This is a genomic window from Prevotella sp. P5-108, from assembly GCF_002251385.1.
Classification (GTDB): domain Bacteria; phylum Bacteroidota; class Bacteroidia; order Bacteroidales; family Bacteroidaceae; genus Prevotella.
Genome location: NZ_NPJJ01000023.1, coordinates 21,271 through 44,414 on the forward strand (window position 1 = coordinate 21,271; position 23,144 = coordinate 44,414).

At 56.4% G+C, this 23,144-nt stretch carries 19 protein-coding genes and 1 pseudogene; 5 read left to right on the forward strand and 15 right to left on the reverse strand.

Translation table 11 applies throughout. From position 1 onward, the window contains the following. The first annotated feature begins 18 nt into the window (after positions 1-18). Positions 19-348, forward strand: coding sequence for a helix-turn-helix domain-containing protein (locus tag CIK95_RS03830; RefSeq protein ID WP_094389339.1), 330 nt, complete (start codon positions 19-21; stop codon positions 346-348). Beyond that, a complete protein-coding gene (locus CIK95_RS03835; RefSeq protein WP_094466312.1) occupies positions 345-1,472 on the forward strand; it encodes a type II toxin-antitoxin system HipA family toxin in 1,128 nt (375 codons plus the stop codon). Before CIK95_RS03830 ends, CIK95_RS03835 begins: the two co-directional genes overlap by 4 nt. Before the next feature lie 277 nt (positions 1,473-1,749). Here CIK95_RS03835 and CIK95_RS03840 read toward each other — a convergent pair. From CIK95_RS03840 to lptB, 9 genes and pseudogenes are all read right to left on the reverse strand, one after another. Next, positions 1,750-2,562: pseudogene (locus tag CIK95_RS03840) on the reverse strand (IS4 family transposase); the annotation flags it as partial. Positions 2,563-2,869: 307 nt separating this feature from the next. Next, positions 2,870-3,256, reverse strand: coding sequence for a VOC family protein (locus CIK95_RS03845; protein WP_094466313.1), 387 nt, complete (start codon positions 3,254-3,256; stop codon positions 2,870-2,872). A 3-nt stretch (positions 3,257-3,259) separates the two neighbouring features. After that, positions 3,260-3,823, reverse strand: coding sequence for a GNAT family N-acetyltransferase (locus CIK95_RS03850; protein WP_094466333.1), 564 nt, complete (start codon positions 3,821-3,823; stop codon positions 3,260-3,262). Between the two features lie 521 nt (positions 3,824-4,344). Continuing rightward, on the reverse strand, positions 4,345-5,049 hold the full coding sequence (locus CIK95_RS03860; RefSeq protein ID WP_094388339.1) for a porin family protein: 705 nt from the start codon (positions 5,047-5,049) through the stop codon (positions 4,345-4,347). A 36-nt stretch (positions 5,050-5,085) separates the two neighbouring features. Beyond that, positions 5,086-7,263 carry a DNA helicase RecQ gene (recQ, locus tag CIK95_RS03865; protein ID WP_094466315.1) on the reverse strand — a complete coding sequence of 726 codons (2,178 nt, stop codon included), beginning with the start codon at positions 7,261-7,263 and terminating at the stop codon, positions 5,086-5,088. A gap of 113 nt (positions 7,264-7,376) precedes the next feature. Beyond that, positions 7,377-8,621: an ATP-dependent Clp protease ATP-binding subunit ClpX gene (clpX, locus tag CIK95_RS03870; protein WP_022310061.1), complete on the reverse strand. Its 1,245-nt coding sequence runs from the start codon at positions 8,619-8,621 to the stop codon at positions 7,377-7,379. After that, positions 8,614-9,288: an ATP-dependent Clp endopeptidase proteolytic subunit ClpP gene (gene clpP / locus CIK95_RS03875; RefSeq protein ID WP_094385791.1), complete on the reverse strand. Its 675-nt coding sequence runs from the start codon at positions 9,286-9,288 to the stop codon at positions 8,614-8,616. Before clpP ends, clpX begins: the two co-directional genes overlap by 8 nt. Positions 9,289-9,421: 133 nt before the next feature. Further along, positions 9,422-10,774: a trigger factor gene (tig, locus tag CIK95_RS03880; protein WP_094423043.1), complete on the reverse strand. Its 1,353-nt coding sequence runs from the start codon at positions 10,772-10,774 to the stop codon at positions 9,422-9,424. A 128-nt stretch (positions 10,775-10,902) separates the two neighbouring features. After that, positions 10,903-11,712 (reverse strand): LPS export ABC transporter ATP-binding protein, encoded by an 810-nt coding sequence (lptB, locus tag CIK95_RS03885; RefSeq protein WP_022310058.1) that lies wholly within the window; start codon positions 11,710-11,712, stop codon positions 10,903-10,905. 136 nt (positions 11,713-11,848) lie between these two features. Here lptB and CIK95_RS03890 point away from each other — a divergent pair, with 136 nt between their 5' ends. Both CIK95_RS03890 and CIK95_RS03895 read left to right on the forward strand, forming a co-directional pair. Beyond that, a complete protein-coding gene (locus tag CIK95_RS03890; protein WP_022310057.1) occupies positions 11,849-12,607 on the forward strand; it encodes an ABC transporter permease in 759 nt (252 codons plus the stop codon). A 1-nt stretch (position 12,608) separates the two neighbouring features. Then, positions 12,609-13,370: an ABC transporter ATP-binding protein gene (locus CIK95_RS03895; RefSeq protein ID WP_094385787.1), complete on the forward strand. Its 762-nt coding sequence runs from the start codon at positions 12,609-12,611 to the stop codon at positions 13,368-13,370. Positions 13,371-13,458: 88 nt separating this feature from the next. Here CIK95_RS03895 and CIK95_RS03900 read toward each other — a convergent pair whose 3' ends face one another. The 5 genes from CIK95_RS03900 to CIK95_RS03920 form a co-directional block, all read right to left on the reverse strand. After that, the gene (locus tag CIK95_RS03900) at positions 13,459-14,799 is read right to left on the reverse strand and encodes an MATE family efflux transporter (protein ID WP_094466316.1); all 1,341 of its coding nucleotides are present in this window, start codon (positions 14,797-14,799) and stop codon (positions 13,459-13,461) included. A gap of 28 nt (positions 14,800-14,827) precedes the next feature. Next, positions 14,828-17,215: a glycoside hydrolase family 3 N-terminal domain-containing protein gene (locus tag CIK95_RS03905; protein WP_371591368.1), complete on the reverse strand. Its 2,388-nt coding sequence runs from the start codon at positions 17,213-17,215 to the stop codon at positions 14,828-14,830. A gap of 96 nt (positions 17,216-17,311) precedes the next feature. After that, positions 17,312-17,770: a Fur family transcriptional regulator gene (locus tag CIK95_RS03910; RefSeq protein ID WP_371591369.1), complete on the reverse strand. Its 459-nt coding sequence runs from the start codon at positions 17,768-17,770 to the stop codon at positions 17,312-17,314. Continuing rightward, on the reverse strand, positions 17,760-18,416 hold the full coding sequence (locus CIK95_RS03915) for a carbohydrate-binding family 9-like protein (protein WP_094388336.1): 657 nt from the start codon (positions 18,414-18,416) through the stop codon (positions 17,760-17,762). Before CIK95_RS03915 ends, CIK95_RS03910 begins: the two co-directional genes overlap by 11 nt. A gap of 13 nt (positions 18,417-18,429) precedes the next feature. Then, the gene (locus tag CIK95_RS03920; RefSeq protein ID WP_022310051.1) at positions 18,430-19,515 is read right to left on the reverse strand and encodes a phosphotransferase enzyme family protein; all 1,086 of its coding nucleotides are present in this window, start codon (positions 19,513-19,515) and stop codon (positions 18,430-18,432) included. Positions 19,516-19,906: 391 nt separating this feature from the next. On the opposite strand from CIK95_RS03920, the gene CIK95_RS03930 reads away from it, so the two are divergent. Then, complete coding sequence (locus CIK95_RS03930; RefSeq protein ID WP_094466319.1) at positions 19,907-21,823, forward strand: heavy metal translocating P-type ATPase; 1,917 nt, start codon at positions 19,907-19,909, stop codon at positions 21,821-21,823. A 224-nt stretch (positions 21,824-22,047) separates the two neighbouring features. Here CIK95_RS03930 and trpS read toward each other — a convergent pair whose 3' ends face one another. Continuing rightward, positions 22,048-23,133, reverse strand: coding sequence for a tryptophan--tRNA ligase (gene trpS, locus CIK95_RS03935; protein ID WP_022310049.1), 1,086 nt, complete (start codon positions 23,131-23,133; stop codon positions 22,048-22,050). Positions 23,134-23,144: the final 11 nt, after the last annotated feature.

Sequence of the window (23,144 nt, forward strand, 5' to 3'; positions counted from 1 at the left end):
TAATCAACACAGAATACAATGAATAATATATTATCACTTTTAGATAATTTCACGCTTGATAATGCTGATGACATCGCCAAGTCATTGGCTAATGATTTCCGTAAACGTCGCATAGAGAAGAATCTTACTCGTGAGCAGGTTGCTGAGAAGTCGGGCGTTGCTGTAGCAAATATCGTGAGATTCGAGCAGAAAGGACTCATTTCGCTGAAGAACCTCATTGGCATTGCTATGGCTATGGAATACACGTCTGAGGTAAAGAATATATTTTCTGAGCCAAAGTACTCAACAATGGAGGAACTGACTCAGATACGCAAGAACACTGGTAAAACGAGAGCACATAAGCAATGAACAATATAGATAGACTAACTGTAAAATACCACGGTGAGATTGTAGGAGTAATCTCGCTGACCCCTGGCGACAAGTGTCTGGCTTTTGAGTATGATCCTCGCTGGCTTGCAGAGGGATTCAGCATTTCGCCATTGGAACTTCCGCTGAAGACTGGATTGTTTCTTGCAAAGCCAACAAGTCTGTATGGTGACTTCGGCATCTTTGAGGACAGTCTTCCCGATGGCTACGGTCGCTATCTCCTTCACAAGGCTTTGATGCGTGAAGGCATTGATGACAGGAAACTGACTGCCATTGAGCGACTGAGCATCGTAGGCAATAGCGGCATGGGAGCTTTGACATACGAGCCTGAGGCCATCATATCAACAGGAGAAGAGATTACCGACTTCGACTTACTCCAAGAGAAGGCTCTGGAAGTTCTCAAAGAACAGCAGGACACAGACGCTGGACTTCTGCTCTACAACAGCGGTAACAGTGGTGGTTGCCGTCCAAAGGCAGTGTTCTCAGACGCAGAAGGACATTGGCTTGTAAAATTCCGTCACACATACGATCCTAAAGACATGGGACTGCAGGAATACCATTACAATGAGATAGCACGCAAGTGTGGCATCGATGTTCCAGACTTCAAGCTTACCAATGGCAAGTACTTTACAACTAAGCGATTTGACCTTACCGACGATGGCGAGCGCATCCATACAGCTACTGCAGGTGGTTTGCTATGCCTTTCACTGTCTGAGCCTGTACTTGACTACAGCAACTTGCTTGCTTTGACTGGCTACATCACACAGAATCCAAAGTATGTGGAGGAAATATACCGTCGCATGGTATTCAACTACCTTACCGACAACAAGGATGACCACTGCAAGAACTTCAGTTACCAGGTTCGTAAGGATTCAAATGGCAAGTTCATCTGGCATCTTGCTCCTGCATACGACCTTACCCTATGCACAGAAGGCTACAATGGTCAGCACGCTACATCTGTCAACTCTACCGGCTACCCTACTCTTCAGGACTTCATAGCCGTTGGCACAAAGATTAAAATGAGCGAGAAGCGTTGCAGGGAAATCTTTGATGAGGTTTATCAGAAATGCGGTGACCTTCTGCTCAATGACATTACAAAGAAATAACAGGAATGGTATAAACAATTTTTGCCATCCAAAAGAAAGAGAGAACTATCACAATGATGGTTCTCTTTTTTTGCATAGCATTGAAGCAATGGCAAAGCACCTATAGGAGTTGTTGTCACTATGCAACTTCAGTAAATCGCAACCATCCGAAACAAGCCGCCTTTTCCATTTCATTGCTGTCCGCTAAAACTCTAAAGAGCACAACTTCCCCGCCCAAAGTCCTGAAATGGGACTCTGGGCTTGTTTTATAAAAAGTAAGCCCCTCTCTAATCACCTGAACCATTTTTGCCCAGTCTTTTTCTGGTTCCTCAAGAAAAGTATAACAGTTCACATAATACATGAGCATGATTCTTACCATTGATGCCAATCCAGAAAAGCTCCAAGAGCGTTTGATGCGTTTTTTTATGACCATCAGAAGGAGATTGGCTATTAGGGTGACCCAAATCTGTATCTTGATGGCGTTGGCGCTCTCCCCATAGAAGTATTTCAGCGGGAAATTTTGTTTCAACTGCTTGAACAGCAACTCTATTTCCCATCTTTGGCGGTATATGTCGATGATGTCTTCCACCTCCATGGTCATGTCGTTGGTGAGCAACGATATGACCTTCGCCTTTTTCTTCGCAGGATCGACATAGGTGACAATACGGGCCTTGTGTTTGATATTCTCTCCGCCCTTTATATGTTTCCTGAACTCCACGACCTGGACTCTACACTCCATGAGGCCACACGGCAACATGTACATTGTATCAGAAAGAGTATCATATACAAGATTCTTCTTCATCTTTGTCACGTATGTGACGCCACGATTGGTCAGTTCCTCAAACCTGGCATAGTCTATGTAGGCCCTGTCCATGGCAATGATATCTCCATCGTTATAATTCGCGGGCTTCAGCATAAAGCTGTCATTGGTTGCGGCTGACGTGAACTTGATGTCAGACGGCACGAACTCGTTAGCGTGGATATTGGTGTGCACTTTTATGCTACCCTTCTTTTTCCCGGTCTTGGGATGCCTGCCTACGCCTTTGAAAATGAGGTTGGAAAAAAGGCTTATTGTCGTGGAGTCGATAATCTGCAGGCGGTTGAACCATGCGGGCATCCGAAGTTTTTGACACAAAGATAATATAACGCATCTGCCTGCGGGCGCGCCAGCCCAGAGGTTGTATGAAATGGCAGGGGAAATGTATGAAGTGTGATATCCGTTGTGATTGGAGCCAGGGTGGGCCCCATCCCAACCTTCCCCAACGAAGAATGCGACAAAACCACCCCATCTTCAGTTCCATGGATTTGGTTTTGTCGCATCATCTGTCTTCCCGGACGGTTGTCAGGCCGCGCGATGCTTCCTTTTCCACCACAGGTAATAGCCGCTGATGACGCCGGCTGGTGCTGCGCCTTGCCCCTTACTTCTCATAGAGCTCTATGGGCAGACCGTCGGGGTCGCTGAAGAAGAGGAAGGGCTTGTGGGTGTACTCGTCGGTACGGACGGGCTCGTGGGCGATGTGGCGGGCGTCCAGCTCTGCTGCCGCCGCGGCTATGTCGTCGACCTCGAAGGCGAGGTGGCGCAGCCCCGTAGCTTCGGGATAGGAGAGACGCGCGGGTGGAGTGGGGAAGGAGAAGAGCTCTACGACATAGGTGTCGCCGAGGTAGCAGTCGGCCTTCCACGAGTCGCGCTCGCTGCGATAGTGTTCGCTACGGATTTCGAGCCCGAGCACTTCGGTGTAGAAGCGCTTGGACCGACAGTAGTCGCTACAGATTACGGCTACATGGTGTATGTGGTTGAGTTTCATCTCTTATGAGTTTGTATGTTTGCTGACCATGTTGCCCCCGGCCTGTTGTTCCTCTGGGCTGTATCGGTACACCCTGACCATCTGGCTGTCGCCACCGAGCAGTTGGCTGCATCGGTTGAGGCGGCCCGTGTCTACAAATCCGCACTTCTCCATGACCCTCCCCGACGCCGGATTGCCCGTGAAGTGGTCGGCGTAGATGTTGTCGAAGTGCATCACGTTGACGCAGTAGTCGACCATGAGCCGCAGCGCCTCGGTGCAGATGCCCCTGTTCCAGTAGGGGCGCCCCAGCCAGTAGCCCACCTCGCAGTCGTGGGTGCCGATGTCGATGTTGCTCATCGCGTGGGTGTAGTAGCCTATGCAGCCGATGGATTCGCCCGTCTCGCGGAGCACTATCGCCCAGGTCGAGTCGTTGGTGAAGACAGAGCGGATAATCTCCAGGCTCTCTTCGACCGACCGGTGGGCGGGCCAACCGGCTCGCGGCCCCACTTCGGGGTCTGAAGCGTACTTGTAGAGCGCCTCGGCGTCGGTCTCCCGCCATCGGCGGAGTAGTATTGTCGCTGTTTCCATATTGTCGTTGATGTGTGGTGTGGGTGAGGGGGCTCTGGCGCCGCCCTTGGTCATTGTGGCTGTAAAGTTACATAGGAAGATTAACACCGCCAAACTATTTGCCTATTTTCTCATCATCCCCAGCCCTTGCCTCACTGTCATGGTGACCGTGGGAGGCGTGGATAGCGGCTCGTAACGTATGACGCGGAGACTCGTAACGTAAGGCGCGGATGCACGTGTCGAACGATACGGATGCTCGTTTCGGACGATACGCGTCAGCCAAGTGGCCCTCGGTGTCGGTAGTGGTCATGAGAAAAGTTGCCGGGGTCATGAGAAAAGTTGCCAAGGTCATGAGAAAAGTCGCGGAGGTCATGAAATCAGTATTTTAGGTCATGAAAGGAGTGGGCGGGGGCACGAAATATGTGTATGGTGGCATGAAATAAGATATAAAGCCATCAAAAAAGGGCAAAAGCAATCTTGCGGTGGTTGCTTTTGCCCTTTCGGGTTGTTTGCCGATGGCAGGCCTGGTGGGCGCGGGCGCCTTACAGACGGTAGCCCACGCTGAAGGTGAACGAGCGGTTCTTGGAACCGAGGTCCTTGTGCACCTTGGAGAGTCCCAGGTTGTAGCGCGCGTCAAGCACCACGTTCATATACTCGTAGGAGATGCCCACGGGTATGCTGAAGTCGGTCTTGCTGTAGCCGTCCTTGGACTTGTCTTCATTTTTGGTGACCACCTGGCTGTAGGTGCGCACTCCCGTGGTGCGGTTCTGCGTGAAGTCGCATGTGGTGTAGCCGCTCTTGGCCGAGGTGAGCATGCCCACCTGTACGCCAGCCTTGAGCGCCAGTCCCTGAGCCACATATACATGCGCCATGACGGGCACGGCGATGTAGGTAGTCGTGGTAGAGTAGTCGGTGTAGGCAGTGTACTTGATTTCCTCATCGGTCTCTGCCGGCTCTGCGCGCAGCTCGTCGAAGTCGTGATACTTGCTGCCCAGCGAGGTGTAGACTACGCCCGCCGAGAGCGCCACCTGGTCGGTGAGCTGGTAGAAGGCGTCGGCGCCCACGGCAAATCCGGGCTTGGACTTAGACTTGATGGTTCCACCGCGCTCGAGCATCAGGTCGTTGTCGGTGAGGTTGGCGATGGTCACTCCCACGCGTGGCACGAAGGAGAACGAGCCCTGCTTCTGCTGAGCCAGGGCTGCTGTGGCTATGAGTGCGAGCACGAGGCTCGTCATGATTTTTTTCATTTCTTATTGCTTGTTAATGGGTTGTGTAATGTCTTGTCAGTTGGCTACCTCTGAGATGAACTTGATGCGCACCAGGCGTATGTTTTCGTCGGTGTAGTCGCCTCCCAGTTCCTCGACGGCTGTGTCGAGGTCGTCGGTGTCGGCCTCCATGAAGTAGTCGAAGATGTCGTCGATGGCGTCGTCGTCCATCACATCGCGCAGGAAGTAGTCGATGTTGAGTTTGGTGCCGCTGTAGACGATGCTCTCTATCTCGTCGAGCAGCTCGTCGAAGTCGAGTCCCATGGCCGACGCCAGGTCGTCGAGTGCTATCTGGCGGTCTATGCTCTGGATAATCTTGACCTTGACCATGCTGTTCTTGGCTACCGTCTTTACGCGTATGTCCTCGGGTCTCTCGATGCCGTATTCTTCGCAGTGGCGGCGTATAAGGTCACAGAATTCGGCGCCATACTTCTTGGCTTTTCCCGCACCCACGCCCTGTATGTTCTGCAGTTCCTGCAGGGTGACGGGATACATGGTCGCCATCTGCTCAAGCGACTGGTCGAAGAAGATGACGTAGGGTGCGAGCCCCAGGCGCTTGGCCACCTTCTTGCGCAGGCTGACGAGCATCTCGTAGAGCTCGGGGTCGAGCGCTGCCATGGCTCCCTGGGCGTCGTCGTCTTCGTATTCGTCCTTGAACTCGGTGTCCATGACCACCATGAAGGAGTGGGGCGACTTGATGAAGCGCCGTCCTGACGGTGTGACCTTGAGCAGTCCGTAGTTTTCCACATCCTTCTTCATGTAGCCGGCTATCATGGCCTGTCGGATGACGGGGTTCCAGAGCTTCTCGTTGAAGTCCTCGCCCGAGCCGAACTCTTCGAGCTCGTTGTGGTGATGGGATACGATGTCGTCGGTGCCTCGGCCCTTGATGAAGTCGATGACATACTCCTGGCGGAAGTTCTCCTTGAGCGCCAGCACCGCCTCGAGGGCTATCACCAGCTGCTGCTGTGCCTCTATCCGCTCTTTGGGGTGCAGACAGTTGTCGCAGTTGCCGCAGTTGTCCTTGTCATATTCCTCGCCGAAGTAGTGGAGCAGTATGCGTCGGCGGCAAACCGACGACTCGGCATAGGCTGCCGTCTCCTGGAGCAGCTGCCGGCCTATGTCCTGCTCGTTGAGGGGTTTGCCCTCCATGAATTTCTCGAGCTTGTGCAGGTCTTTGTAGGAGTAGAAGGCTATGCAGATGCCTTCGCCTCCATCCCGGCCTGCGCGTCCGGTCTCCTGGTAGTATCCCTCCAGGCTCTTGGGTATGTCGTAGTGGAAGACGAATCTCACGTCGGGCTTGTCGATGCCCATGCCGAAGGCTATGGTGGCCACGATGACATCGATGCGCTCCATGAGGAAGTCGTCCTGGGTCTGCGAGCGCGTGGCGCTGTCGAGGCCGGCATGATAGGGTGCCGCCTTGATGTCGTTGGCCTTGAGCTCGGCCGCCAGTTCTTCTACCGTCTTGCGCGAGAGACAGTAGATGATACCGCTCTTGCCCGGGTGCTTCTTGATAAAGAGCACAATCTGCTTGTTGATCTCCTTGGTCTTGGGCCGCACCTCGTAGTAGAGGTTGGGCCTGTTGAAGGAGCTCTTGTACTCGATGGCGTCCTGTATCTCCAGATTTTTCTTGATATCGCTTCTCACCTTGTCGGTGGCAGTAGCCGTGAGGGCTATCACCGGCGCGTTGCCAATCTTGTTGATGGTAGGTCTGAGGTTGCGGTACTCGGGTCGGAAGTCGTGTCCCCACTCCGAGATGCAGTGGGCTTCATCGATGGCATAGAACGAAATCTTGAACGACTTGAAAAACTCCAGGTTCTCGGGCTTGTTGAGCGACTCGGGAGCCACATAGAGCAGCTTGGTCTGGCCGTTGCGCATGTCATTCATCACCTGTGTGGTCTGCGCCTTGGTGAGCGACGAGTTGAGGTAATGGGCCAGTCCGTTGTGCTCGCTGATGCCATTGACGGCGTCTACCTGGTTTTTCATCAGGGCGATGAGTGGCGACACGACGATGGCAGTGCCCTCCATGAGGAGCGACGGCAGCTGGTAACACAGGCTCTTGCCTCCGCCGGTGGGCATGAGCACAAAGACGTTGTGCCCCGCCATGAGCGAGCGGATAATGGCTTCCTGGTCGCCTTTGAACGAGTCAAAGCCGAAATAGTGCTTTAGTTTTTCCGAAAGATTTATGTTGTCTGTCATATTGATATAAAGCAGTTTTCTTTCTCCAAGGAACTGGGGTGGGGGAGATAGAATTACTGATAATTATATATCTGATGACGGTGGGGCTGCCCGGGGCGGTCCCACCGGGCAGATTACTGGGCTTCCTGCTTCTGGAAATTGGATTTCTCCATCTGTTCCTTGGCGTAGGCGAGGGTGACTTCGAATGTCTTGGTACGCTTGGAGGGCAGCTCGAACATGGCGTCCATCATGATGGCTTCGACGATGGAGCGCAGTCCGCGTGCGCCCAGCTTGTACTCTACCGCCTTGTCGACGATGTAGTTGAGCGCCGCCTGGTCGAAGGTGAGCTCAATGCCGTCGATGGCCATCAGCTTGATGTACTGCTTGACTATCGAGTTCTTGGGCTCTACGAGGATGCGCTCCAGGGCGGGCTTGTCGAGGGGATTGAGGTGGGTGAGCACGGGCAGGCGTCCGATAATCTCGGGGATGAGTCCGAACGACTTGAGGTCCTGCGGCGTGACGTACTGTATGAGGTTGTTCTTGTCAATGCGTGCCACGTTCTGCACCGAGTTGTATCCCACCACGTGGGTGTTCATGCGCTGGGCTATCTTGGTCTCGATGCCGTCGAAGGCTCCACCGCAGATGAACAGGATGTTGCGCGTATCGACATGGATGTAGTCCTGGTCGGGATGCTTGCGGCCTCCCTTGGGCGGCACGTTGACCATAGTGCCTTCGAGGAGCTTGAGCAGACCCTGCTGCACGCCCTCGCCGCTCACGTCGCGGGTGATGCTGGGGTTGTCACTCTTGCGGGCTATCTTGTCTATCTCGTCGATGAAGACGATGCCGCACTCGGCTTTTGCCACATCGTAGTCGGCCACCTGGAGGAGTCGGGAGAGGATGCTCTCGACATCTTCGCCCACGTATCCGGCTTCGGTAAATACGGTGGCATCGACGATGGTGAAGGGCACGTTGAGCAGATGGGCTATGGTGCGCGCCAACAGCGTCTTGCCGGTACCTGTGCTGCCCACCATCATGATGTTGCTCTTCTCGATTTCCACTCCGTCGTCGTCGATGTGCTGCTGCAGGCGCTTATAGTGGTTGTAGACAGCCACGGAGAGGAATCGCTTGGCGTCGTCTTGACCTATGACATACTGGTCGAGGTACTCCTTGATTTTGCGGGGCTTGGGTATCTCCTTGAGGGTGAAGGCGTCGGTGGGTTTCTTGTTGGCGGCTGCGCTGCCATAGGCTCCGGTCGACTCGGCTATCTCGTAGGCTTGCTTGGCGCAGTCGTCGCAGATGAAGCCGTGAAGCCCCGAGATGATGAGGTTGACCTGGCTCTCGTCGCGGCCGCAGAAACTACATACTTTCTTCTTAGCCATTCTTCTTGCGTGTTAATATAGTGTCTATCATGCCATAGTCCTTGGCCTCCTGGGCAGTCATCCAGTAGTTGCGGTCACTGTCCTGCCATACCTTGTCGTAGGGCGTGTGTGAGTGCTCACTGATAATGGTGTAGAGTTCCTTCTTGAACTTCTGAATCTCCTTGGCCTCAATCTCGATGTCGGACGCCTGTCCCTGTACTCCGCCGAGGGGCTGGTGAATCATCACTCGGCTGTGGGTGAGTGCCTGTCGCTTGCCTTCGGTTCCGGCTGTGAGCAGCACGGCAGCCATCGAGGCAGCCATGCCGGTGCAGATGGTGGCTACGTCGCTCGAGATAAACTGCATGGTATCATAGATGCCCAGTCCGGCTGTGACGCTGCCGCCGGGGCTGTTGATGTAGATGGAGATATCCTTCTCTGGGTCGGTAGAGTCGAGGTAGAGCAGCTGGGCCTGCAGGGTATTGGCGGTATAGTCGTCAATCTCGGTACCGAGGAAGATGATGCGTTCCATCATGAGTCGTGAGAATACGTCCATCTGGGTGACATTGAGCTGGCGCTCTTCCAGAATATAGGGATTGATGTACTGTGCCTGCGACTTGATGACATCATCGAGTGCCATGCCGTTAATGCCTAAATGCTGGGTGGCATACTTGCGAAAATCTCTATTCATGATAATAATAATATATGTAATGAATGAAAACAAAGAGAGGTTGCCTACTCTTTTATGCATTGTTCTAAGAACAAAGATACATAAAAAAGTTGACAACCTCCTTATCTTTAAGAAGTTTTTTTTTAATTTCTTTTTATGCGTCGAGTTTGTTGAATTCGTCGAGGGTCACTTCCTTGACGTTGAGCTTGACAACGCCCTTGAGTTTCTCGGTGAGCTTGCGGTCGATGGCGCGCTCTACAAACGACTGGATGTGCTCCTGCTTCTTGAGCATCTCGGTGGCGTAGTTGTCCAGGTACTCGTCGGGCACATTGTTCATGCCGTACTGTGCAAACTGGGCGCGGGCAGCCTCCTTGGCAGTCTCCTTGACGTCGTTGTCGTCAATCTTGATTTCCTGGGCGGCAACCAGCTTCTCTCTGATGAGGTGCCATGTCAGCTCGTTGATGCTGGCTTCGTAGTTCTTCTCTACAAACTCCTCACCCTTGTCCTTGTTGTTGGCGAGCATGATGCGCTTGAGCAGGGCGTCGGGGAACTCGAGCTTGCCGACCTTCTTCTCGCAGTGCTTGCGCACGTCCATGAGGAAGCGGAAGTCGGTGTTGACCTCAAACTGAGCCTTGAGGTTCTCGGCAATCTTGGCGCGGAATGCAGCCTCGTCGGCCACGTTGCCCTCGCCGTATACGCGGTCGAAGAGCTCCTGATTAACCTCGTGCTTGGTAAAGTGGTTGATTTCCTTGACCTGATAGCTGAAGTCGCCGGTGTGCTCGGCTACCTCCTTGCGGTCTATCTTGAGGAGTGAGGAAACCTCGGCGTCGTTCTCGGGATAAGCCTTGCGGGGAGAGAAGGTCACTACATCGCCGGGTTTAACGCCGTCGAAGAGGTTCTTCTGGTCCTCGACCTTGATGTAAGAAGGCATAATTATGGCGTCCTCGACTACGATGCCGCCTTCCTTGGTGTTGCCGGCCTCGTCGAGCTCGCGCAGTTCGCCCTTGAGGGTGTCGTTCTCCTCGTAGTGGTCGCCGGGAGCGTAGCTGCCAGCCTGTGAAGCGAACATATCTACCTGACGGTCGATGAGCTCGTCGTCAACCTTGAGCTGGTAGTAGTCTACCTTGTCGCGGCCTGTGAGTTCGCACTTGAACTCGGGGGCGATGGCGATGTCGAACTTGAAGGTGTAGGGACCGTCCTTCTCGAGGTCCTGGGGCTCCTGTGACTCTGATGCCATGGGCTCGCCCAACATCTGGATGTTATTGTCCTTGATGTACTTCTGCAGCTGCTCGCCTACCAACTTGTTGATGGCGTCCATCTTGACGCTCATACCAAACTGGCGCTTGATGAGGCTTAATGGGGCCTTACCTGGGCGGAAGCCGGGGATATTGGCCTTCTTGCGATAGTCTTCGATTGTCTTATTGACATCCTTCTTGATGTCTGCCTCTTCAACCACGAGGGTGAGCAGACCGCTTACTTTGTCAGGGTTTTCAAATGAAATATTCATCTCTGATACTATTTATAAATTTTTGATTTTCCGAATGAGTCGCAAAATTACTCATTTTTAGCGACATTACCTAATAATCTTGTGGAAAAGTGCATCCGCGGGCGGCTGGCGGCCGTCTGCAGATGGGTTTAGTCGCGGTGCATGGCTGCCGCGGCCGCTGCTGCCTGCTCGTCTTCCTCGGTGGGGGTGAAGCGGGTCAGCTGGAAGTTGTCGGTGAGGTAGTTCTTGCGCACCACGGGGTTTGACGCCAGCTCTTCGGGCTTTCCGCTGAAGAGAATCTTACCCTCGAAGAGCAGGTAGCCACGGTCGATGATGGCCAGGGTATCGCGCACGTTGTGGTCGGTGATGAGTATGCCGATGTTGCGGTACTTCAGTCGCCACACGATGTGCTGGATGTCGGCCACAGCCACGGGGTCTACGCCGGCAAACGGCTCGTCGAGCATCACAAACTTGGGGTTGATGGCGAGGCAACGGGCAATCTCGGTGCGGCGGCGCTCGCCACCCGAGAGTTGGGTTCCCATGTTCTTGCGCACCTTGGTGAGGCGGAACTCCTTGATGAGGCTTTCGAGCTCTCTAAGCTGCTCTTCATGGCTGAGCTGCGTCATCTCGAGCACGGCCATGATATTGTCTTCCACGCTCATCTGGCGGAACACGCTGGCCTCCTGGGGCAGATAGCCTATGCCTGCCCGGGCATGCTTGTAGACGGGGTAGTTGGTGATGTCGATGTCGTTGAGGCTTACGCGGCCCTCGTTGGGCACTACCAGACCGGTGGTCATATAGAACGAGGTGGTCTTGCCTGCACCGTTGGGTCCGAGCAATCCCACGATTTCTCCTTGCTTCACATGGAAGTCGACCTTGTTGACCACCGTGCGCTTGCCATATCTTTTTACAAGACCCTCTGTGCGGAGGGTCATCACCATGTTGTCTGTATCGGCCATAAATAGCTATTGTTTATCGTGCAAAATTACAAAAAAATAAGACAATTACACTGAGAATACTAAAAAACTATTATATACATGGTAGTTTTTTGACCTTTTTTGGTTACTTTTGCAACGTAAAACGGACATTAAGCCTATGTTGATAATCAAATTGTTAAAGAAATATCTCACCACTTTCGGCAAATACCTCATCCTGATGGGGCGCTCGTTCAGCGTGCCCGAGCGGATGCGCATGTTTGCCAAGCGGTATATCAAGGAGATGTCGCAGTTGGGCGTAGACTCAATACCCATCGTGCTGCTTATCTCCTTCTTCATCGGCGCCGTAATCTGCATACAGATGAAGGTGAATATCCAGAGCCCCTGGATGCCGCGCTGGGTGTCGGGCTATACCACTCGCGAGATTATGCTGCTCGAGTTTTCGAGCTCCATCATGTGTCTCATCCTCTCGGGTAAGGTGGGCTCCAACATTGCCTCTGAGTTGGGCACCATGCGCGTGACCCAGCAGATAGACGCCCTGGAGATTATGGGCGTCAACTCGGCCTCGTTTCTCATCCTGCCCAAGATAGCAGGCCTGATGACGATGATGCCCACCCTGGTAGTCTGCTCCTCGGCGATGGGCATCGTGGGTGCTTATGGCACAGCCTATATCGGGCATCTCCTGCCGCCCGATGACCTGACCTTAGGACTGCAACACGCCTTCAATCCATGGTTTGTATGGATGAGTATCATCAAGAGTACCTTCTTTGCCTATATCATTGCCAGCGTGTCGTCGTTCTTCGGCTACACCGTCGAGGGCGGCTCTGTCGAGGTGGGCAAGGCCAGCACCGACGCCGTGGTGTGCAGTTCGGTACTCATCCTCTTTTCCGACGTTTTCCTTACCCAAATCCTGAGTTGATATGATAGAAGTCAAGAATCTTACCAAGTCCTTTGGCGACAAGACCGTACTGCGTGGCATCAATGCCCGTTTTGAGACCGGCAAGACCAACCTCATCATCGGCCAGAGCGGTTCGGGCAAGACGGTGCTGATGAAGAACCTCGTAGGACTGCTGCACCCAACCTCGGGAGAGGTGCTCTACGACGGGCGCGACTTCGTGGGCATGACCAAGCGCGAGCAGGTGATGATGCGCCGTGAGATGGGCATGATTTTCCAGGGCGCCGCACTCTTTGACTCGATGTCTGTGAGAGACAATGTGCAGTTCCCACTCGATATGTTTTCCTCGCTCAACTATGCCGACCGCGTGCGCCGTGCCGAGGAATGCCTTGACCGTGTCAACCTGGTGGAGGCAGCCAACAAGTATCCCGACGAAATCTCGGGAGGTATGCAGAAGCGTGTGGCGATTGCCCGAGCCATCGTGCTCAATCCCAAATACCTCTTCTGCGACGAGCCCAACTCCGGCCTGGACCCCCAGACGTCGCTCGTGATAGACCATCTGCTCTCCGACATCACCCACGAGTATGGCATCACCACTATCATCAACACCCACGATATGAACTCAGTGATGGGTATCGGCGAGAATATCATCTTTATATATAAAGGTACGAAGGAGTGGCAGGGAGTGAGCGCCGACATCATGGGCTCGACCAATGAGCGGCTTACCGACTTCATCTTTGCCAGCGACCTGCTCAAGAAGATGAAGCGCACCGAGATGCAAGGCTGAGCCAGCTGACTCGGACTCGATAGAAAGCGAAAAGGGCAAATCTGCGGATTTGCCCTTTTCGCGTATATGCAGTGCAGTGACCAGCGTGTCAGCGCTCGGCCATCACCCGGAGCTCCTTGATGAAGCGGCGGTAGAAGAGTATGCCGGCAATGGTAAGACCTATGGGGAAGGCGGTCCAGATGCCGTATATGCCCCAGCCTGCCACGAAGCCCAGTACGTAGCCCACAGGCAGATTGATGCAGAAGTAGGCGATGAAGGCGTAGTACATCATCGGCTTCACGCAGGCTATGCCGCGCAAGGCGTTGGCGTAGATATACTGCATGCCGTCGCCAAACTGGTAGATGACGAGTATCCATATCAGATGCGCCACCGTGAGGCACGCCTCGTCGTTGTCGGTGAAGATGAAGCCGATGTCGTGGCGGAAGAGGATGATGGGCAGACTCACCACGGCAGAGAAGACCAGCAGCATGCGGAAGCCGTCGGCCGCGCAGCATCGCATGGCGTCATACTCCTTCTGCCCCATGAAGTAGCTGATGCGGATGGATATGGCTGAGGCCATGCCCGATAGCACCAGGTAGAACAACTGGGAGATGGTAATCATAATCTGGTGAGACGCCAGTGGAATGGTGCCCAACCAGCCCACCATCACACAGCTCAGCGTGAAGGCAGCCGACTCGGTGCCCAACTGCAGTGCCACGGGCCAGCCCAGACGGTTCATCTCTACAAAGTCGGCACGCGTCACGGTGCTCTGCTTCAGGCTCTGGCGGTAGCTGATATAGACTCTGCCGGTGAAGAATATCACCACGAGGGCTATCGACATTACCACGCGCGACCCCATGGTGGAGATACCGGCTCCGAGCAAGCCCAGCTCGGGGAAGGGACCTACGCCGTAGATGAGCAGCCAGTTGAAGAGAATGTTGACCACGTTGCCGCCAATCATTACCCACATCGGCACCTGTGTGCGGGTGATGCCGTCGAAGAACTGCTTCAGGGTATTGAACATGCCCACGAAGGGGATGCTCACCAGATTGACCAGGAAGTAGGGGCGGATGATAGGCAGCAGCTCCTCGGGCTGGCCGATGTTGTGCAGGTTCAGGTAGAGCAGCGTCATCATTGCCATGAGCAGCAGCCCCACCACCATGTTGGCCACTATCGAGTTCTTCACCTTCTGCCCGATTTCGTCGGTGCGGCCCATGCCGAAGAGTCGGCCCACGATGGGGGTAAGTCCGTAAGAGAAACCGAGATAGAAGAGCAGTCCCAGGGTGAAGATGTTGTTGACCAGACCGGCTGCACCCAGCTCGATGGTGCTGTGGTGGCCTATCATCAGCGTGTCGGCAAAGCCGAGGATGATGGTGCCCAACTGTCCGATGACGATGGGCACTCCTATTTCCAAGAGGGGCTTATAATGGTGTCGTTGTGTCTGTTGCATTCTTGATTTTCGTTTTACTTGTTTTCGTTTACGGTCTTGTCACGTTGAGGGTGCCGGTCAGCCTGATGTCCTTTGACGAGGCGCCCACCATCAGGGTGAAGTCGCCCGGCTCGACCACGAAGCGCATGTCCTTGTCCCAGAGCGCCAGGTCGGCAGGCCCGAGCCTGAATGTCACCATCTGGCTTTCGCCCGGCTTGAGGCTGATACGCTCGAAGCCACGCAACACCTGGGTATAGGTTGTCACCGTGCTGACCTCATCGCGCACATAGAGCTGCACCACCTCGTCGCCTTCGCGCGAGCCCACATTCTTGACCTTCGCCGTCACGGTCACGCTGTCGGTGGGCAGCATCGTGGAGCGCGAGATGACAAGGTCTGAGTATTCAAAGCGCGTGTAGCTCAGCCCGTGGCCAAAGGGGAAGAGGCAGCCCCAAAGCGAAGACTTGTTCTCGACGTCTGAGCCGGGCTTGAAGGGGAAGGCGTAGGGTATCTGGCCCACGGTGCGGGGCGTGGTACAGGTGAGGCGGCCTCCGGGATTATAGGCGCCGAAGATGACCTCAGCCACAGCCTGTCCGCCATACTCTCCGGGGAAGCAGACATTGATGATGGCTGGCACGTGACGGGCGGCATAGTTGACGGTGGTAGCCCGGCCCGCCATCAGCACCAGCACCACAGGGCGGCCCGTAGCCACAATCTCTCTGAGCAGCTGTTCCTGACGGCCGGGCAGATTGAGCGTAGTGCGCGAGTTGCCTTCGCCCACGGTCTTGTCGTCATCGCCCAGCACCACGATTACCGCCTCGGCGTCGCGTGCCACGCTGACGGCAGAGTCCATCATGAGCCTCTCGTCGCGGGTCATCTCAAAGTCACACACCTCGCTCTCGGGATAGTGGGGGTCGCGTATCTCGCAGCCCTTGGCATAGACCACCTCGGCCTGGGGCAGCAGCTGTCTTACGCCGTCGACCACCGACACCACGTCGGCACCCGCAGGACCGTAGCGGCTTATGGGGCGGGCGTCGGCATTGGGACCTATCACCGCCACACGCTTCATCTGCGCGCTGAGGGGCAGGGTGGCGCTGTCGTTCTTGAGCAGCACCATCGACTGGCGGGCCGCGTCGAGCGCCAGCTGGCGGTGGGGCTCGCTGTGCACGATGCGGTCTACGCGGGCGGCGTCGCCACGGTAGGGCTGGTCGAAGAGCCCCAACCAGAACTTCACCCTCAGCACCTCGCCCACGCGCTCGTCGAGCGTTTCGCGGCTTATCTTGCCGCTCGTCACAGCCTGGCGCAGAGGCGTGATAAACTCCGAGGGTTGGGTAAACTGTGTGCGCACGTTGAGACCGGCGTTGACAGCCAGTGCGCAGGCGTCTTCATAGGAAGCAGCCACATGGTGCTTGGTGTAGAGAAACTCGAGGGCTTCGCTGTCAGACACCACGTAGCCCTTGAAGCCCCATTCGTGGCGCAGTATGTCGGTGAGAAACCGGCGGCTGCCAGTGATGGGCTCGCCGTTGTAGTCGTTGTACGAACTCATCACGCCCAGCGCGCCGGCCTCAGCTATGGCCTTGCGGAAGGGTTCGAGGTAGAGGGTGCGCATCTCGCGCTCGCCCACATGGGGGTCGGTGCGGGTGTTGCCGTCGCGGCCTCCCACCGGGATGGAGTACACGGCAAAGTGCTTGGGGGTAGCCACCAGCCCGTGGGCTTGCAGTCCGATGACCATCTGCTTGCCCAGCTCGCCCACGAGATAAGGGTCTTCGCCATACGACTCCACGCAGCGGCCCCAGCGGGGGTCTTGGGCTATGTCGAGTATAGGCGAGTAGATGTTGGTGTAGCCCAGCGCCACGGCTTCCTTGGCTTCTGCGTCGGCTATCTGCCTTATCAGCTGTCGGTTCCATGTGCTTCCCTGACCTGTCTGGTTGGGGAAGTAGGTGGCGCGATAGTGGCAGAGACCGCGTATGCCCTCGTTGGTGAAGTCGACGGGGATGCCCAGTCGGGTCTGTTCGACAAACCAGCGCTGCACGGCGTGGAGGGCGTCGATATGTCGCTTGAAGGGGAAGGCGTATTGGGCTCCGAAGCGGCCCACGCCGTTGTGCTGCTCGTCGATGTTGCCGATGCCGTCTTTCCACACCTCGTTCTTCCATCCCTCGGTGGGCAGGGCGTCGGCGAGCACGCGGCCCGAGCCATAGAGCGTAGCCAGCTGGCAGGTCTTTTCCTCTATGGTCATCTGCTGCAGCAGGTCGGCCACGCGGGCATCAATCGGTGCGCGGCTGTCTTCATAGACATCCATGCGCCCGTTCTTGTTGAAGTCTATCCAACCTTTGTGGTAGATGCGCTGGGCTTCTGCGTGCTGTCCAGACAGAAGCGCCAGCATCAGCGCCAGCGCTACAAGGACAGTGCGCCGGCTCTTGTACATAGTTTGTTTTGTCATATATAGTCAGTCCATTGTCGGGCTGATGTGCAGCAACCCTCCCGGGCGCGTTCAGCCGCTATATATATAAAAGGTATCGCGCGCGAGGCGATGCCGTCAGCCCCGATGGCGCTTGCGGGCACAGTCGGGGCAGATGCCTTTGACCATGTAGTCGATGGTAGAGACCCAGAAGCCGTCGGGCACATCTATCTTGGGTATGGCCACATGGTCCAGACAGAATGTCTTGCGACACTCCTCGCAGTAGAAATGGGCGTGGCGGTCGTCGTCGACGTCATGATGGTGGCTGCGGCAAAGCTCGTATTTCACCTCGCCGTTGCCACCCTCGATGGCGTGTACCAGCTGGCGCTTGTAGAATTCGGCCAGGGCGCGGTAGATGCCCGACTTGTCGATGGTGACGATGCTGGCTTCGAGTTCGCTCATCGACATGGGTCTGCCAGCCCGGTCCAGCGCCTCGGCTATCACGATGCGGTTGGCCGTGGCTCTGATGCCGTGCTTGGCGAGCATCTGTGCATAGTCGTCCGGTTTCATCTGCGAGGTAGGATGGTTAGCGTTCAAACTCCAGAGTGCCGAAGAAGTCGGGACGGTGGAAGTTGGGCGAAGGCAGGTCTATGCGGTTCCACGACAGGAAGTGGGGAGTCTGCAGCTTGTCGCCACACTTGTAGAAGTTGGCTTTCATGCGGGCTCCGTCGAGAGTGGCTATCTGTGAGTGGAAGGCTGTGCCTGTTGGTATGATGAGCGCCATGTGCCATGTGGTGGGCTCGATGCGCTCGGCAAATGGTGCGCGTCCCAGCGACGACCAGCGGCTTATGGCGTTGAGCACCTCGGCGGGAGCGGCCTCGCGGGCCTCGCGGGTCTCGCCGCAACCCACCAGCACCGTGCCGGCACAGTTGGTCTCTACATTATAATACACGTTGCCGCCCTCGGGCTGGAAGAAGAATTCGCAGCAGCTGTCTTCCCACACGCGGCCGTTGTCGTGGGGAGCCACGGCGGCCACCGACTGCTCGCTTACGCGGTATTCTATCAGCACGGCATCGCCCTTGTGGGCTATACGAAACTCTACCTTGGGGGCATAGGGATAATCGGCAGCCCAGTCTACGCAGTCGATGGGCTGGAACTCCACTCCCTGGGCGTCGAGCAGTGCCGGAACATCCTCGGCACGAGCCACGCTGGTGGCTATCTTCTTTACACTGAGATGTTTCATATCTTTCTTCGGGTTATTTACACTGGTTGATGAAGTCGCGCATGTATTGCTGCTGAGCATATACTTCGCGGAAGAGCTGCAACTGGTTGCGAGTGCGCACCAGATTATGCTCAGGATACTTAATTTTGTAATATGTGTCGCCATTGATGTAGTCGGTGAGGAATCTTACGCATTGCATGTAGGGGAAGAGGGCGACGGCGTAGGGCAGATTGTCGCGCTCTGCCGGGGTGAGGAATGTGGCCGACTCGAGATAGCCTCGGGTGAAGGCTTCGAAGATGTCGCGGCGGAAGGCTACGCGCTCGATGGCAGGGTCGTCCTCGGCCACGGCGTTGGCACCGGTGCGCAGGAAGTCGCCATAGTCAGAGAAGACAAAGCTGGGCATCACCGTGTCGAGGTCGATGACGCAGAGCACGCGGCCGTCTTCGTCGAACATCATGTTGTTGACCTTGGTGTCGCAGTGGCAGATGCGCTTGGGCAGCACACCGTCTCTCCCCATCTGCTCGGCCTTGCACATCTCCTCGGCATGGGTCTCCAGCTCGTCCACCATGTCCTTGACCTCTGCCAGACGGCCTACGGGGTCTTGGGCCACGGCATCGCGCAGCTGGCGCATACGCAGTTCCATATTGTGGAAGTCGGGGATGGTCTCGCCTAAGGGCTCGTCGAGGTCCACCAACATGGCTTCAAAGTGGCCGAAAGCCTTGCCGGCATAGTAAGAGTATTCGGGGTTGACGGCCTCGAAGGTCTTGGCACGGGGGATGAACACCATCACGCGCCAGTAGCGGTCGGCATCGTCGTGCCAGTAGGTCTTGCCCTCGGCGGTGGGCACAAAGCGGAGCACGCGGCGGTCTATGTCGTCGGCACCTTCGGCCTCGAGCTTGCGGCGTATGTGGGCGGTCACAGCCTCGATGTTGTGCTGCAGCAACTCTACATCCTGGAAGATGGCGTTGTTGATGCGCTGCAGCACGTAGTCGGGCGCATCGCCTTCGGTCGTCACCTTGTAGGTGTCGTTTATCAGTCCGTTACCCAGGGGAGCCACCGCGATGACGGGCGCCTCGACCTCAAATTGAGCTACAATAGCTTTCAGTTCTTTTTCGTCCATGTCTTCATGATTTGTAATTGCTACAAAATTACGACATTATTTCTCCAATGCCAAATATTTCAACCACTATCTCTTCTGCCGTCCTCGTAAAAATCGTCACAGCCCCGTCTCCGGCCCCGCCGGTGGCGACGAAGGGCATGGCAGTGGCAATGACGGGTAGGGCTGTGCGGCGAGGAATGGCCGTAGCGAGGCGGGATGGCGCCGCCACCGTCTTCAAGCCGGTTGCAAGTCGCGAAACGGTGAAATCAGGGCTTGCCGTCATCATTGCAGGCCGCGCATCGGCTAATTCGCAGTCCGCAATGCAGATAAATGTCGTCTCGGGCGTGTTTGCAACCCGGTTGCATGCGAAACCTTGTACCTTTGTCGCCGTAAACATTAAAAGCAATACTGTATGTCAGATCATCATCACCATCATCATAGTGGTTCTTGTCGCAAGGTGGCTCTTATCCTTGCGGCATCGTTGCTGCTTGCCGTTGCAGCATGGATAGAGCATGCGCTGGCGCTGCCCACCTGGCAGCTGCTGCTGGTCTATCTGGTTCCCTATCTGCTCGTGGGCGCGTCGACGCTGCGCGAGGCAGCCGAGGGCATAGTGCATGGCCGCGTGTTCAATGAAGACTTTCTGATGGCAGTCGCTACCATCGGTGCCCTCGCCATCGGGTTCATGCCCGGCGCCGACACCGAGTTTGCCGAGGCGGTCTTTGTGATGCTCTTCTTCCAGGTGGGCGAGCTCTTTGAGGGCTACGCCGAGGGCCGCAGCCGCGACAGCATTGCCCATCTCGTAGAGGTGCGCCCCGATACCGCCCATGTGGAGCGCGGAGGGGCGGTGGAGACCGTTGCGCCCGATGAGGTGGCTGTGGGCGAGACCATCGTGGTAAGCCCCGGCGAGCGCGTGCCTCTCGACGGCGTCATCCTCTCTGGTCAGGCTTCGCTCAACACGGTGGCTCTCACCGGCGAGAGCATGCCGCGCGATGTCGGCGAGGGCGACGAGATAGTCTCTGGCTGCATCAATCTCTCGGGTGTGCTCCGGGTTCGTACCATCCGCTCGTTTGGCGAAAGCACCGTGTCGCGTATCATCCATCTTGTCGAGAGCGCCAATGAACAGAAGTCGCGCAGCGAGTCGTTTATCTCCCGCTTTGCCCGTGTCTATACCCCCATCGTGGTCATCTCTGCCGTCATGCTGGCTGTGGTTCCGCCCCTCTTCCTTGGCGGCATGGCAGTCTTCGCCCAGTGGCTCCACCGGGCCCTCATATTCCTCGTCGTGTCGTGTCCCTGTGCGCTGGTCATCAGCGTGCCTCTCACCTTCTTCGGCGGACTTGGCGGGGCGTCGCGTCGCGGCATACTCATCAAGGGCAGCAACTACATGGACACCCTGGCGCGGCTCCACACCGTGGTCTTCGACAAGACAGGCACCCTCACCCACGGCGAGTTCTCGGTGGTGGCTGTCCATCCCGAGAAATGCGATGAGCGCGAACTGCTGCATCTCGCCGCCCATGTCGAACACTATTCCACCCACCCCATAGCGGCGGCGCTGCGCGAGGCTTTCCCCAGTGAGGCCACCGATGGATGTCGCGTTGAGGCGGTCGAGGAACTGAGCGGTCGGGGCATCCGTGCACGGGTAGACGGTCGCATCGTGTGCGTGGGCAATGCCAAGATGATGGGCGACCTGGGCGTGGAGTGGCACGACTGCCATCTCGTGGGTACCATCATCCATGTGGCTATCGACGGGCGCTATGCCGGCCACATAGTCATCAACGACCGCGTCAAGGCCGACAGCCCTCAGGCTGTGGCAGACCTCAAGACTCTGGGAGTGGGTCATACCGTGATGCTCACGGGCGACCGCGAGGCTGTGGCTGCCGATGTGGCGCGCCAGACGGGCATCGACGAGTATCATGCCCAACTGCTGCCTATCGACAAGGTGTCTCACGTGGAGCGTCTGCTGGCTGCGGCTCCACGGGGTGCCACTCTGGCGTTTGTGGGTGACGGCATCAACGACGCCCCCGTGCTGAAGCGTGCCGACGTGGGCATAGCCATGGGAGCCTTGGGCAGCGATGCCGCGATAGAGGCAGCCGACGTGGTGCTCATGGACGACTCGCCCGCCAAGATAGCCACTGCCGTGCGCATCTCGCGGCGCACCATCGCCATAGCCCATCAGAATGTGTGGTTTGCCATAGGCGTCAAGGTGGCAATCCTTGCTCTCGCCACCGTAGGGTTGGGCACCATGTGGATGGCGGTCTTCGCCGATGTGGGCGTCACCGTGCTGGCTGTGCTCAACGCCATGCGCGCCCTCGTGGTTGGCCGCGCCCGGTAGCTGCAGGGCTCCCTGGCTGTGCGCAATGTGTTATAGGGAACAGCGCAGGAAACCTGCCTGAACATAATGGGCCCAAGTCAACGCGCAGCAACGGTCTGCGGCGTCGTGCGGGCCATGGCGGTTGGACGGTGAGTCTCTTCGCCTGACATGAGAAATCCCCATAGTCGCCCTGGGTGGGTGGCTATGGGGATTGACGTTATTGCTGTCAGCCTGGACGGCAGTGATTACTTGCTGAACTTCTCTACCTGCTGACGTATCAGCTCCTGGTCGTCGAAGTAGTTGATCTGCATGGCTGCGCGCACTTCGTCCATGGTCTTTGCGGCGGTTTCGCGTGCGGCCTCCGAGCCCTTCTTGAGGATGTTGAATATCTCGGGGATATCCTGCTCCCACTCGTGGCGTCGGGTGCGGATGGGGTCGAGCATCTTGTTGATTACGCTGTTGAGGAACTTCTTGCAGGTGCCGTCGCCGATACCTCCCTGCACATACTGCTGCTTCAGGGCTTCGAGGTTCTCAAACTCGGGCCAGAACTCGGCAAAGTCTTCGTCGGTGCTGAAGGCTTCGAGGTATGTGAATACGGCGTTGCCCTCGAGGTGGCCGGGCTCTTCCATGCTCATACGTGGCTCGCCGTTAGACATCTTCTTGACCTTTTTCCATACAGTTGCCGCATCGTCGCTCAGATAGATACAGTTGCCGAGGCTCTTGCTCATCTTTTCCTTGCCGTCGGTACCGGGCAGGCGTCTGCATACGGCCTGCTCGGGCAGCAGGATATTGGGCTCGACGAGCACCTCGCCGTAGGTCTGGTTGAAGCGGCGCACCAGCTCGCGTGTCACCTCGAGCATGGGCTCCTGGTCTTCGCCTGCGGGCACGGTGGTAGCCTTGAAGGCGGTGATGTCGGCGGCCTGAGAGACAGGGTAGCAGAAGAAGCCGAGGGGGAGATTGGCCTCAAAGTTGCGCATCTTGATTTCGGTCTTAACCGTAGGGTTGCGCTGCACGCGCGACACGCTGATGAGGTTGGAGAGATAGGTGGTGAGCTCGGCGAGCTCGGGTATCTGGCTCTGGATGAAGAGCGTGCACTTCTGTGGGTCGAGTCCACATGAGAGATAGTCGAGCGCCACCTCTATGATATTCTGTCTTATCTTCTCGGGGTTGTCGGCATTGTCGGTGAGCGCCTGCACGTCGGCCATGAACACGAACATGCGTTCATAGTCGCCTGCGTTTTGCAGCAACACCCTTCTGCGGAGTGAGCCGATGTAGTGTCCCAAGTGTAATTTGCCGGTGGGACGGTCGCCGGTAAGAATGATTTTTCCCATTGTCGTTATGT